12 protein-coding genes are annotated in these 12,897 nt (G+C 72.7%); 10 read left to right on the forward strand and 2 right to left on the reverse strand.

All coding sequences use genetic code 11. The features are described from left to right. Positions 1-35 precede the first annotated feature (35 nt). A complete protein-coding gene (locus ABEA10_RS42195; RefSeq protein ID WP_329251228.1) occupies positions 36-1,025 on the forward strand; it encodes an NYN domain-containing protein in 990 nt (329 codons plus the stop codon). A gap of 27 nt (positions 1,026-1,052) precedes the next feature. On the opposite strand, the gene ABEA10_RS42200 is transcribed toward ABEA10_RS42195, so the two are convergent. Further along, positions 1,053-1,778: an SDR family oxidoreductase gene (locus ABEA10_RS42200; protein ID WP_345474045.1), complete on the reverse strand. Its 726-nt coding sequence runs from the start codon at positions 1,776-1,778 to the stop codon at positions 1,053-1,055. 83 nt (positions 1,779-1,861) lie between these two features. On the opposite strand from ABEA10_RS42200, the gene ABEA10_RS42205 reads away from it, so the two are divergent. The 9 genes from ABEA10_RS42205 (at position 1,862) to ABEA10_RS42245 (ending at position 11,977) form a co-directional block, all read left to right on the forward strand. Next, entirely contained in the window at positions 1,862-2,788 is a 927-nt protein-coding gene (locus ABEA10_RS42205) for a LysR family transcriptional regulator (RefSeq protein WP_345473881.1), read from the forward strand. A 37-nt stretch (positions 2,789-2,825) separates the two neighbouring features. Continuing rightward, positions 2,826-3,650: a biotin--[acetyl-CoA-carboxylase] ligase gene (locus ABEA10_RS42210; protein WP_345473883.1), complete on the forward strand. Its 825-nt coding sequence runs from the start codon at positions 2,826-2,828 to the stop codon at positions 3,648-3,650. Between the two features lie 73 nt (positions 3,651-3,723). Beyond that, positions 3,724-3,984, forward strand: coding sequence for a hypothetical protein (locus tag ABEA10_RS42215; protein ID WP_285579353.1), 261 nt, complete (start codon positions 3,724-3,726; stop codon positions 3,982-3,984). Between the two features lie 37 nt (positions 3,985-4,021). Further along, positions 4,022-6,559 carry an FtsK/SpoIIIE domain-containing protein gene (locus ABEA10_RS42220; protein ID WP_345473886.1) on the forward strand — a complete coding sequence of 846 codons (2,538 nt, stop codon included), beginning with the start codon at positions 4,022-4,024 and terminating at the stop codon, positions 6,557-6,559. An 80-nt stretch (positions 6,560-6,639) separates the two neighbouring features. Beyond that, positions 6,640-7,287, forward strand: coding sequence for a hypothetical protein (locus ABEA10_RS42225; RefSeq protein WP_345473889.1), 648 nt, complete (start codon positions 6,640-6,642; stop codon positions 7,285-7,287). 81 nt (positions 7,288-7,368) lie between these two features. Beyond that, positions 7,369-7,857 (forward strand): PH domain-containing protein, encoded by a 489-nt coding sequence (locus ABEA10_RS42230; RefSeq protein WP_329251244.1) that lies wholly within the window; start codon positions 7,369-7,371, stop codon positions 7,855-7,857. A 16-nt stretch (positions 7,858-7,873) separates the two neighbouring features. Continuing rightward, positions 7,874-8,845: an adenylate/guanylate cyclase domain-containing protein gene (locus ABEA10_RS42235; RefSeq protein ID WP_345473890.1), complete on the forward strand. Its 972-nt coding sequence runs from the start codon at positions 7,874-7,876 to the stop codon at positions 8,843-8,845. A 100-nt stretch (positions 8,846-8,945) separates the two neighbouring features. Further along, positions 8,946-10,439, forward strand: a complete 1,494-nt coding sequence (locus tag ABEA10_RS42240) for a tetratricopeptide repeat protein (RefSeq protein ID WP_345473891.1) — start codon at positions 8,946-8,948, stop codon at positions 10,437-10,439. A 53-nt stretch (positions 10,440-10,492) separates the two neighbouring features. Further along, positions 10,493-11,977: a tetratricopeptide repeat protein gene (locus ABEA10_RS42245; protein WP_345473893.1), complete on the forward strand. Its 1,485-nt coding sequence runs from the start codon at positions 10,493-10,495 to the stop codon at positions 11,975-11,977. A 7-nt stretch (positions 11,978-11,984) separates the two neighbouring features. On the opposite strand, the gene ABEA10_RS42250 is transcribed toward ABEA10_RS42245, so the two are convergent. Beyond that, complete coding sequence (locus tag ABEA10_RS42250) at positions 11,985-12,869, reverse strand: LysR family transcriptional regulator (RefSeq protein WP_345473895.1); 885 nt, start codon at positions 12,867-12,869, stop codon at positions 11,985-11,987. Positions 12,870-12,897: the final 28 nt, after the last annotated feature.

Consider the following 12,897-nt stretch of genomic DNA (forward strand, 5'->3'; position numbering starts at 1 on the left):
GACGGAGAGCTCTGTTTAACCTAGAGTCAGGGGTGATGACTGTTCGCGACCCAGTGCCTCACCTCTCGCCGCTTCCGCGGTTCGCCATCCTCGTGGATGTCGGATACCTCTACGCCGCGGCGGGTGACCTGCTGTTCGGCATCTCCTCCCGGCGGTCCTACCGGGTGAACGCCGAAGGACTGATCAAGGCGCTGGAGGATCGCGCCGCCGCCTGCATGCGCGGTGAGCTGCTGCGCGTCTACTGGTTCGACGCGGCGCGCGACCGCGTGCCCACGATCGACCAGCGGGTCGTGGCGCCGCTGCCCCGGGTCAAACTCCGCCTCGGCAACCTCAACAAGCACAACCAGCAGAAGGGCGTCGACGCCCAGATCCGTGAGGACCTGGAGACGCTCGCCCGGCACGGGGCCGTCACCGACGCGATCCTCATCGCCGGCGACGAGGACATGGTGCCCGCGGTGGAGGCGGCGCAGACCTACGGCGTCCGCATCCACCTGTGGGGCGTCGAGCCACCGTACGGCACCAACCAGGCCGAGCGCCTGATCTGGGAGTCCGACACCGTCGACGTGGTGGACGCCGAGTTCGTCAAGCCCTACTTCGAGCTCGACACCACGCGGGAGGAGACCGAGGAGGCGCCCGCCGCGCCCCCGATCCCGTCGCCCACGGCGGTGTTCGGCGGACGCCCGCCCCGGCCGGTGCCGACTCCGGCGTCCGTGCGCCAGCAGGTCGCCCAGGCGGGCTCGGTCGCCAAGCTCGGTCCGTCGCGCCAGCAGATGGAGGAGATCGGCGAGCACATCGCACACAAGTGGATCCTCACCCGGGGCCGCGACAACATCCGTGACCTGCTGCCCGGCAAGATGCTGCCCACGGTCATCGACAAGGAGCTGCTGATCGAGGGCGAGAAGGAGCTCGGCTACTCGCTGCGCCCGTACAAGGAGGCGCGCGACTGGCTGCGCGAGGGGTTCTGGGCCCGCGTCTACCGCGAGTTCGAGTTCGGCGTCGGCGTCTCGGGCAAGGACCCGCGCTGACCGATCACCTCGCGCGCGAGTGCGGGGTCACCAGGGGACGACGCCCTCATCGTCGAAGAAGCCGCCGCGCGGTCCGTCATCCGGCAGGGTGGCGAGCCGGATCGCGATCGCGGCACCCTGCTCGGGCGTCCGCTGCGCGTTGAAGCCGGTGAAGTCGGTCGCCACGTAGCCGGGGCAGGCGGCGTTCACGATGACATTCGTGTCGGCGAGCCGGCGGGCGTACTGTGCCGTGACGCTGTTGAGCATCGACTTCGACGGTGCGTACGCGGCCATGATCGGGCCGGTCCGCAGCGTCAGCGAGCCCATGTTGCTCGAAATGTTGACGATGCGCGGCGAGTCCGCGCGGCGGAGCAGCGGGAGCATCGCGTTCGTCACCCGGACGATCCCGAACACGTTCGTCTCCAGGACGGTGCGGACGACGTCGAGGTCGAGCGTTGTCGGGTCCTGCGCGCCACCGTCGGTCCGGCCGCCGATGCCCGCGTTGTTGACGAGCACGTCGAGCCGCCCCGCCGTCCGCTCGATCGTGACCGCAGCCGCTGCGACGCTGTCGTCGGAGGTGACGTCGAGGGCGACCCCGAACGCGTCGACGCCCGCCGCACGCAGCCGTTCGACGGCCGCCTCGCGCCTGGCATCGTCGCGAGCCCCCACCGCGACCGTGAAGCCGATCGCCCCGAGGCCCTGGGCGATGGCGAGACCGATTCCCTTGTTCGCGCCGGTGACCAGCGCGGTCTTCGTGTCGTTCACTCGATCGATGTTCGGCGAGCGGCGCACTCGTCGTCCAAGACCGCCTCAGTCGGCTGTGATACTCACCGGGTATCAGTCGGTAGGCTGCCCGCGTGGACGATCTCGAGACCCGCGAGCTCAGATACTTCGTCGCGGTCGCCGAGGAACTGCACTTCGGGCGCGCCGCCGACCGGCTCGGGATGGCACAACCGCCGCTCTCGCGCGCGATCCGCCGGCTGGAGCGGCGGCTCGGCGTCCAGCTCTTCGAGCGGGACCGTCGTGGCGTGGCGCTCACCGGCGCCGGGGCAGTGCTGCTCCGGGAGGCCGGAGCGGCGCTCGACGCGGTCGCGGCCGCCGCGCGCCGGACCCGGCGCGCCGGGGACGCGAAGCGGTCGCTGGTGCTCGTGACGAAGGCCGGGGCGTCCCACGAGCTGCTGCGCCGGCTCCTCGACACGCTCGCGAACGAACCCGGTGCGGCACCGGTCGAGGTCCTGCTGTGCGAGGTCGGCGAGCAGGCGCGGCTGCTCCGCGACGGGCACGCCGACGTGGCGATCATGCATCGCCCGTTCGACGACCTCGCCGGGTTCGACACCGAGGACCTCTATGTCGAAGGCCAGGTCGCGATCCTTCCCGCGGGGCATCCGCTCGCGTCGCGAGATCAACTCACGCTGGCGGAGGTCCGCGACGTGCCGGACCTGCCGATCGCTCGATGGCCCCGGCTCGACGGGTCCTACCCGGACGGGCCCGGGCCGGAGGTGCGCACCCAGTTGCAGCTCGCCCAGCTCGTGGCGCTGGGCAAGACGCTGCTCGTCATCCCCGCCTCCAGCCGTGCCTGGCAGTGGCCCGAACACGTCGCGGTGCCCGTCGTCGACGCGCCGGACGTCACCACGGTGATCGCCTGGCCGCCGAGCAGCCGCTCCCCGGCGGTCGCATCGCTCGTCCGCTCGGCGACCATGCTCCGCGACACCGCGCCGCCTTCGCTCGCAGGCCGTGTCCCGCCCGGCTCGCCGGGTCCGTCCAGGAGCGACGCCCGTCCCTGAGGACGGGGAGCACGTCAAATCCTCTAGGGTTTCTCCTGTGAGTCACTCCCCGTACACCGACCTTGACCGGCCGCCACTGAACGCGCGGGCGCTGAACCGCGCGCTGGTCCGGCCCGGCGGGCTCTGGCGTGAGATCCGCGTGGTGCAGGAGACCGGGTCGACCAACGCCGACCTGGCGGACCTGGCCCGCGAGGGCGCCGAGCCGGGTCTGGTGCTGGTCGCGGAGGCGCAGACGTCGGGCCGTGGCCGGATGGGCCGCACGTGGTCGGCGCCGCCGAGGTCGGGTCTGGCGTTCTCCGTCCTGCTCCCGCAGGAGGAGTCCGTCACGCGGCTGGGCTGGCTGCCGCTGGTGGCCGGCGTCGCGGTCGTGTCGGCGCTGCGGGGGTTCGCCGAGGTCGAGGGCGTCGGCCGCGGCCGGATGGCCGAGGCCACGCTCAAGTGGCCCAACGACGTGCTGATCGGCGACCGCAAGCTGGCCGGCATCCTGGCCCAGCGGGTGGAGACCGGGGTGGTCGTGGGCATCGGGCTGAACGTCAGCCTCCGTACGGACGAGCTGCCGGTCCCGACCGCGACCTCGCTGGTCATCGAGGAGACGCCCGCCGACCGCGATCCGCTGCTCCGCGCGATCCTGCGCGCGCTGGAGACCCGCCACGACGAGCTTCGTACGCGCGGGGAGGCGCCGCTGCGCGAGGCGTACCGGGCGATGTGCGGCACGCTCGGCCGGCGGGTGCGCGTCGAGCTGCCCGACGGTTCGGCGCTCGTCGGGGAGGCCACCGACGTCGAGGAGGCCGGCCGTCTGGTGGTCCGTACGGACGATGGCGAGCATCTTCTCAATGCGGGAGATGTCGTACATGTCCGGTAGTTGACGTCAACTGGACCGGCCCCCACCGCGCCGGTTTAATGATTAAGTAATCCGTCCCCCCGGAGGTTCTTGCATGGCCAGTGTTGCGGAGGTCAAGGGCGCCATCGCCCAGGCCGGCGAAGAGGCGGAGCAGGCCGTGCAGCTGCTCGTCGAGGCCGGTGGCCGGGCCGAGGCCGCACTGCAGTTCCTGGTGGCCGTGGCGCAGGGCAGCGAGCACGACGCGCTGGAGGGTTCCCTGGGGGCGATGGGGCAGGCGGTGGAGAGCATCGGCGAATGCCAGGCGCAGATCGCCGCAGCGGTGGAAGAGGCCAACAAATACTCCGACGGGCTTTGAGTCGACCGACGCGCGTGCACCGTTCCAGGACCCAAAAATGACATTAAAGCCCGCTGAGCTCCTCGCTGCGGTGCGGCAGGACGTCCGGCGAGCACGCGCGACGATCCGCGCGCGCAGGGACGACCTCGACGAGACGATCGCCGGGTCGGAGGCCGCCGTCGAACGCGCCCGCGCGGAGGCCGAGGCGACGAGCGGCCCGGAGACCGAGACGGTCCTCGAACGCTGGCGGCGGTACGCCGGCGAGGTCGCCCCCGGTGCGGCCTCGGCCCCGTGGACCCGGTGGCCGTCCGAGCCGGAGCCGAGCGACGACGGACCCTGTCTCTACCGCGTCGGGTCGATCGACGGGCGGATCCCCGCGCTCGTGCCGCTGCTGGACGCCGGCCACCTGCGCGTCGCCGGCGACGACCTGGCCACCGCCGACGCGATCGTCGACTCCCTGCTGGTCCGCATCGTCGCGACGACGCGGCCGGGCACGGTGCGGATCAGCCTGTACGACCCGCGTCGGCTGGGCGCCGGCCTCGGCGGCTTCCACGCGCTGTCCCGGCCCGGCCTGCTCACGGTGTACGGCGTCGAGGAGCTGAAGGACCTCCTGGGGTCGCTCGACCGCGACATCCGGCGGATCCAGCGCGACGTCCTGGGCGGCGGGCACGCCTCGCTCGCCGAGCTCGCCGCCGCCCAGAACGGACGGCGGCCGGAGCCCTGGCGGGTGGTGATCGTGCAGGCCCCGGTGCGCGGCCTGCGCGACGACGAGATCGCCCACCTGGAGAGCGTGATGCACGCCGGTGCCGCCTGCGGCATCCACGTGATCTGCCGCGACGTCGCGCTGGAGCACGCACCCGGCCTGGAGACGATCGAGGTCGGCGCGGACGGCACGGTGCGGACGTCGATGACCGGCGACCTGGACGTCGCCGCCGAGCCGCCGCCGCCCGAGCTCGTCCGCGCGGTCTGCGAGCGCGCCGCCCGGTGGGTCGGCATCGAGCGCGACCCGCCGCGCTTCGCCGAGCTGCTGCCGCCACGGGTGTGGGAGGAGTCGTCGGCGCCGGGCGTCCGCGCGCCGATCGGCGAGGACGTCGACCGGTACGAGGCGGTCGAGGTGCTGCTCGGCGACGACCCGGTGCACGCGCTGGTCGGCGGGCCGCCGGGCTCGGGCAAGACCAACTTCCTGTACGCCCTGATCGGCTCGCTGGCCGCCCGCTACAGCCCGGACGAGCTGGAGTTCTACCTGCTCGACTTCAAGGAGGGCGTGTCGTTCGCGCGGCTGGCCAGCGGGCGCACCGACAAGACGTGGCTGCCGCACGCCCGGCTCATCGGCGTCAATATCAACCAGGACCGCGAGTTCGGCCTGGCGCTGCTGCGCTTCCTCGGCCACGAGCTCGAACGCCGCGGCGCCGCCGCACGCGAGCACGAGGTCACCAAGATCGAGGAGCTGCGCGCCGCCGACCCCGACGGCCACTGGCCGCGCATCGTCGCGGTGATCGACGAGTTCCAGGTGCTGATCCAGCAGTCCGGCCGGCTCACCGACGAGTCGCTGTACCTCCTCAACGACCTCGCCCGCCGCGGCCGGTCGCAGGGCATCCACCTGGTCCTCGCCAGCCAGAACGTCGGCGGCGTGCAGGCCCTCTGGGGACGCGGCGCGATCCTCGACCAGTTCACGCTGCGCGTCGCGTTGCCCAAGGCGCGGCGCATCCTGGCCGATGACAACCTCGCCGCCCAGCAGGTCGCGCGGTTCTGCGCCGTGGTCAACGCCGAGTCGGGGGCGCGGCAGGCCAACCGCGTGGCCCGGCTGCCCGACGCCGGGGCGCCCGGCACCTTCGACAAGCTCCAGCGCGAGCTGTGGCAGCAGCGGCCCGAGCAGCTCGCGCCGCCGCGCATCTTCGACGGCGCCCACGTGCCCGAGCTGATGAGCGTGCCGGTCCGGCCGCCGGGCGAGGGCGTCGTGGGCCAGCTGATCGACCTGGCCGGCAGCGCCGCCACCGTGCGCTTCGACCGCAACCCGGGCCGCAACCTCGCGGTGATCGGCACCCGCGCCGACGAGGCGTACGACGTGCTGTCCTCGGCGGTGATCTCCCTGGCCCGCGGGCACGCGCCCGGGTCGGCGGAGTTCGCCCTGTTCGAGGGCGAGGCGGACCCCCGCGTCGCGCGGCTGGCACGCTGGCTCGCCGACGAGGGGCACCGGGTGGAGGTCGTGACCGAGCTGCCCGAGCCGGGCGACCGGCCGGTGCCGGTGTACTTCGCGCTGTTCGCGGTGGATGCCGCGACCGCGCGCTCGGCGCCGCTGCGCGCCGCGGTGCGGCGGCTGGCCGAGCACGGGCCCGACGGCCAGATGCACGTGCTCGGCTGGTGGCGCACGGTCGACCGGCTGCGCTCCGACGTCGTGGAGCGCACCGGCCCGGTGCGCACGGTCGATGCGTGGGTCGCCCTGGACGTACGCGACAGCGAGCTGACACCGCTGCCGGGCGGGCAGTTGCAGAGCTGGACTCCGCGGAAGCGGCGTGCGCTCTTCTACGACCAGCGCACCGGCAGCGCGCCACAGCCGATCATCCCGTTCACCGTACTGAGCGACCAGGGTGAGTGACGCGATGACGCACGAGCGAGCGGCGTGGGCGGCCGAGGGACGAGGTGGCCCGCGGAGTGAGTGAGGAGCGCGAGCGATCCATGAGCACGCACCAGGTGGTCGACCCGCTGGCGGCGCGGCGGGCGTACAAGGAGCTGGCGGCCGAGGCGGGCCGGCTGCTGCACGCCGCCGACGACGCCCGGCGGCGGCTGGCCGAGGCCGAGGAGCGGCGCACCGCGACGTACGCCTCGGTCGAGCAGGAGTGGGCGCATCTCGACGGTCTCGAGGAGCGCGCGGCCGGCATCTGGCGGGAGCTGACCACGCGGTTCGGCCCGCACGTGACCGGGCCGCTGCCCGAGCCGGCCGACCGGATCGCACGCGGGCCCGACGCCGAAGTGCTGCTGAACGACGCGCGCCGGCGGGTGCGCGAGCCGGTCGACCACCCCCTCGCCGGCCGCTACGCCCGGATGGGCGTGCTCGGGTTCGCCGTCGCGGTGATCCTGACGCTGGTCGGGCTCGAGGTGAGCATGGCCCTGCACGGCGCGGGCCGGGTGCGGTGGTTCGCCGCCGGACTGCCGGCGCTGCTCGCGCCCTGGCTGGGCCACCTCGCGGCGAACGGCTGGATCCGCTACCGCACGTCGCACGAGGAGCAGGAGTACGCGGTGGACACCGCGATCGCGGGGGCGATCGGCGGCGGGACGGTGTGGCTGTTCGCCCTGACGTTCATCATCATCCGCGTCGCCACCTGAGCGACCCTTTCATTGTGTTCACGGCACGCCGCCCAGGCGATTTCTGTCAAGATATCCGCCATGGGTCTTCCGAAGAATTCGTTGACCGAGGATGAAAGGATCATCCTCGAATTTCATCCTCACTGGTCGACGCTCGTTTCGACGATCTTCTGGGCGATCGTCACGGTCGTCGTGGCGGGGGTGATCATTTTCTTCATCCCGGACGGGGACTCTCAGACGCTCATCCGTCTGATCGTCGCGGCCGTCGGCGTCGTGGCGATCATCGTGGTCGGCTTTCTGCCCTTCCTGCGCTGGGTCACGACCAGCTACACGCTGACGAACCGCCGGTTCGTGATGCGCCACGGCATCCTGTCCCGCTCCGGCCGCGACATCCCGCTGACCCGCGTGAACGACGTGTCCTTCTCGCACAGCCTGATCGAGCGGATCTTCGGCACCGGCACGCTCGTGGTCGAGTCCGGCGGTGAGAACGGCCAGCTCGTCCTCAAGAAGATCCCGCGGGTCGAGTACGCCCAGAACCAGCTGTACCGCCTCGTCGAGGAGCTGACGGACGGCGACGGCATCCGCCCGTGACCGTGGTCACGAGGCGATGAGCGAACTGCCGGGGCCGCGTCGGCTTGAGGAGCTGCTCCTCGGTGGTGAGCTGCGCTACACCAGGCTGGAGGCGATCCAGGCCGCCGGGGTGTCGGAGGAGTTCGCCCGGCGGCTCTGGCGTGCCCTGGGGTTCCCGCACGTCCCCGACGGCGTGGTCGCCTTCACCGAGGGCGACGTGGCCGCGCTCGCCGGGGTCGCCGGGCTGCGGGCCAGTGGCATGCTCGACGAGGAGATCACGCTCCGCATGTCCCGCGCCGTCGGGCAGACGATGGCGCGGCTCGCGAAATGGCAGGTCGACATCCTCGTCGAGACGATGACCGACCCGCTCGAACCACCGGACCCCGAGACCCTGCGGGTGATCACGGCCAACGCCGAGAGCCGCCTGGCCGATCTCGAACCCCTGATCACGCATGCCTGGCGCCGGCAGCTCGCCGCCGCCGGCGCACGGCTGCTCGCCGCGCAGGACACCGAGGAGCTCCAGACGCGGGCGGCCGTCGGTTTCGCCGACCTGGTCGCGTTCACCCGTACGAGCCGCGACCTGGACGAACGCGAGCTGGCCCGGCTCGTGGAGCGGTTCGAGGAGACGGCCTCGGACGTCGTCGCCGAGCACGGCGGGCGGCTCGTGAAGACCCTCGGCGACGAAGTGCTGTTCAGCGCCGACACCGCACGGACCGGTGCCGAGATCGGCCTGGCCGTCGCGGAGGCGGTACGCGAGGACGAGGGCATCCCCGACGTGCGGGTCGGCATGGCGTACGGCCCGGTGCTGCCGCTGCGCGGCGACGTGTTCGGCACCACGGTGAACCTCGCCAGCCGGCTCACCGCGATGGCCCGCCCGGGCACGGCTCTGGTCGACGCGGGCATGGCCGGAGAGCTGCGCGAGGACGACGCGTACGACCTGACGCGCATCACCCGCCGCCGCGCCCACGGCCTCGGCATGGTCCAGCCGTACGTCCTCCGGCGCCGATAGATCCGGATCGGCCGGGAACGCGGCCACGGCCGCGCGCGTCGGTAGTCATGATCCAATACTTGATCCGCCCGTCACGCCGACATCTGTGGAGGCTTCTCGTATGACCGACGCCCAGTACCCGCCCGCCGCGGTCGAACTGCGTGCGCGCGCCCTGGCCGCGCAGCGCGAAAGCCGGTGGGCGGAGGCCGAGGCGCTGTTCCGTCAGGCTTTCGAGGCCGGGCACCCCGTCGCCGCGTACGAACTCGGTCTCGGCCTGCTCGACCATGGCGACCGCGACGGGGCGAACGCATGGTACCGGCGCGCCGCCGAACAGGGCGTGCCCGCCGCCGCCTTCGAGATCGGCTACGAGGAGCAGCGCCAGGGCGACCTGGGCGAGGCCGAGCGGCTGTACCGGCAGGCCGCCGACGGAGGTCACCGCAGCGGGATCCTCAACCTGGGGGTGCTCCTGGAGAACCGGGGCGACCTGTCCGAGGCCATGGACCTCTACCGCCGTGCCTGGGACCTCGGCGAGCACAGGGCCGCGTTCAACATCGGCAAGATCCACGATGACGACGGCAAGGGCGATCTCGCGCTGGCCGCCGAGTGGTACGAGCGTGCGGCCGAGCGGGGCAACGCGGGCGCCGCGTACAACCTCGGGCACGTCCGGCGCGACCAGGGTGACGAAGCCGCGATGGTGAAGGCCTGGCAGCGGGCCGCGGAGCTCAAGCATCCCAAGGCCGCCTACAGCCTCGGGCTGATATTCAGGGAGAAGGGCGACAAGGAATCGGCCGTCGTGTGGCTGCGCCGGGCGGTGGAGGACTTCGCGCACAGGGCGGCGGCCGGGAAGCTCGCTGACATCTACGAAAGGGACGGCGACCGGGACCGGGCCCGGTTCTGGCGGGATGTCCCGTACGGGCTCGGCGCCTACAGCCCGGAGTTCGAGGCGTTCGCGAGCGAGGGCGCGGTCGCGGCGATCCACCGGCAGGACGTGCTGGGCGAGGCCCTGGGCGACGGCGACGTCAGCTTCGACGTCGACGAGCGGACGCTGACCACGGGGGGCCGCACCTACCACGGTGTCACGCTGCTCGGCAGCTTCTCGCACCTGGACCGGTCGTGGCTGTGGGCGTGGGCCAACGATCACTACCAGGACGACCACCCGGCCGTGGAGCCGCTGCGCGCCGTCCGCGAGTACGGCCGGGACCACGACATCGCCGAGTTCACGGTCGGGCGCCTCGACCTTTCCGGGTTTCCGAATCCGCACCAGGCCGGGACCACGGTGGCGATCGCCGCGGGGGCGCTGCTGGGCGGCAACGGCGTGCACAGCTGCGGGATCAACGATGGGCAGGGCTCGGCGTACTTCCATCTCGACGATCCGGAGCTGCCCGTCGCCGCCTACGATCCGCTCGCCGCCCCGCGTCTGGTGACGAGGGCCGTCGAGGTCTTCCCGTCCGATCCCCGCCGGGTCGTCCGGGGTCTCGTCGCCCACTACGGCTCGCGGATCGCGGAGGGCCCGAACGTGATCCAGGGGCACTTCCCGGACGGTCACACCCTCACGGTCGGGTTCTCCTCCGACGGGCTCGTCAGCGGCATCACCTCAAAGCACGACCCGTCCTAGCACCTGCGATCCGTCCACACGCCAGTCGATGACCGTTCATGGAGATTTCCCTCATGACCGATGACCAGTACCCGCCCGCGGCGGTCGGACTCCGTGAGCGTGCGCGAGAGGCCGAGCGTGAGGGCCGGTGGGCGGAGGCCGAAGAGTTGTTCCGGCAGGCGGTCGAGGCCGGAGACCCCGTCGCCGCGTACCACTTCGGCAACGGCCTGGCCGACCGCGGTGACGACGCCGGGGCGGAGACCTGGTACCGGCGTGCCGCCGAGCAGGGCGTGGCCGCCGCCGCCTTCGAGATGGGTTACCTGGAGGAGAGCCGGGGCGACCAGGACGAGGCCGAGCGATGGTACCGGCGGGCCGCCGACGGCGGTGACCGAAGCGGAACCCTCAACCTCGCGGCGCTCCTGGAGAACCGTGGGGACCTGCCCGCCGCCATGGATCTCTTCCGCCGTGCCTGGGAGCTGGGCTCCGACAAGGCCGCGTTCAACCTCGGCAGGCTCTACGACGACGGCGGCGAGGGCGATCTCGCTACGGCCGCGGAGTGGTACGAGCGCGCCGCCGACCGGGGCAATGCGGGCGCCGCCTACAACCTCGGGCACGTCCGGCGGGATCTGGGCGACACGGAGGCGCAGGTGGCGGCATGGCGGCGGGCCGCGGACCTCGGCGAGCCCAAGGCCGCCTACAGCCTCGCGGTCGAGTTCAGGCGTCAGGGCGACCAGGAGTCGGCCGCCACGTGGCTGCGGCGGGCGGTGGAGGAGTTCGGCGACGCGACCGCCGCCGGCGTGCTCGCCGAGTCGTACGAAGGGCGCGGTGACCGGGACCTGGCCGTGTTCTGGCGGAATGCCCTGTACGGGCTCGGCACCTACAGTCCGCGGTTCGAGGCGTTCGCGAGCCAGGGCTCGGTCGCGGCGATCCACCAGCAGGACCTGCTGGGCGAGGCCCTGGGCGACGGCTACGTCAGCTTCGACGTCGATGAGCGGACGCTGACCACCGGGGGTCGCACCTACCACGGCGTCACGCTGCTCGGCAGCTTCTCGGACCTGGACCGGACCTGGCTGTGGGCGTGGGCCAACCAGCACTACGGCGACGACCATCCCGCCGTCGGGCCGCTGCGGGCCATCCGCGAGTACGGCCGCGACCACGACCTCCCCGAACTCACGATCGGATGCCTGAACCTGTCCGGCTTCCCGCAACCACACCAGGCCGCGACCACGATGGCCATCGCCGCGGGCGCGCTGCTCGGCGGCAACGGTGTCCACAGCGTCCGGATCAACGACGGCAGGGGCTCGGTGTACTTCCACCTCGACGATCCGGAGCTGCCCGTCGCCGCCTACGACCCGATCAAGGCCGCGGGCCTGGTGATGAGGGCCGTCGAGGTCTTCCCGTCCGACCATCGCCGGGTCGTCCGGGGCCTCATCGCCCACTACGGCGGGATGATCGCCGAGGCTCCGGACGTGATCCAGGGGCGTTTTCCGGAGGGCCACACCCTCACGGTCGGCTTCACCTCCGACGGGCTCGTGAAGGCCATCACGTCCGAACGCTAGCCCCGCGTCAGGCGCAGGCGGCGTAGAGGACGTCGCGGAGGCCGGGCACGTCCTCCTGGTCGCCGCGCCAGACGAGACGCAGGCTCAGCGCGGGGGCCGGCAGGTCGAGCCGGGTGAGGGTGCCGGCGTCGCGGGCGGACGCCACCGCGAACTCCGGAAGCAGCGCGACGCCGAGGCCCTGCTCGGCCCAGGCGCGCATCACCGGGACACCGCCGGTCCAGACGCGCTCCGGGCCGGGACCCACGACCCGGTCCGCGGCCATGAGGAACGAACAGTTCGGGGCGTTGACGAGCAGGCGTTCCTCCGCCAGGTCGGCCGGGGTCAGGCCGGCGCGCCCGGCCAGCGGGTGGCGCGGGGCCGCGACGAGGGTGAGCGGCACCTCGTCCACGTCGAGGAAGGTCAGCGGCTCCGGCGGGGTGGGGAAGCCCAGGTCGCCGAGGGCCTCACCGGTGTCCAGGACCAGGGCCGCCTCCAGCCGCCCCGCGATGACGTCCGCCAGCAGGTCGGCGCGGCTCACGCTGGGGCGTACCTCGACCTCGACGCCGGGGCGGCGCTCGGCGAGCCGGGCCAGCACGCGGGGCACGTACGTGGCGGCGATGGTCTCCAGCGCGCCGAGCCGTACCTGCCGGGACCGCCCGGCCACCTCGGCGCGCGCCTGTTCGGCCTGGGCGAGGAGGCGGCGGGCCCAGACCAGCAGCCGCTCGCCCGCCCCGGTCGGCCGCATCCCCGTCGGGGTCCGCTCGAACAGCGGCACCCCGAGCGACCGCTCCAGGGCGCGGATCTGCGCGGACACGCTGGAGGGCGCGCGGTCGAGCGCGACGGCGGCGTCGGTCACGGTCCGGTGGCGTACGACGGCCTCGAAGATCCGTAGCTGGTGGAACTCCATGGCCATCGCAACCCCGCCGTGGCGTTCGGAAATT

It is taken from the genome of Actinoallomurus oryzae (assembly GCF_039541955.1).
Lineage (GTDB): Bacteria > Actinomycetota > Actinomycetes > Streptosporangiales > Streptosporangiaceae > Actinoallomurus > Actinoallomurus oryzae.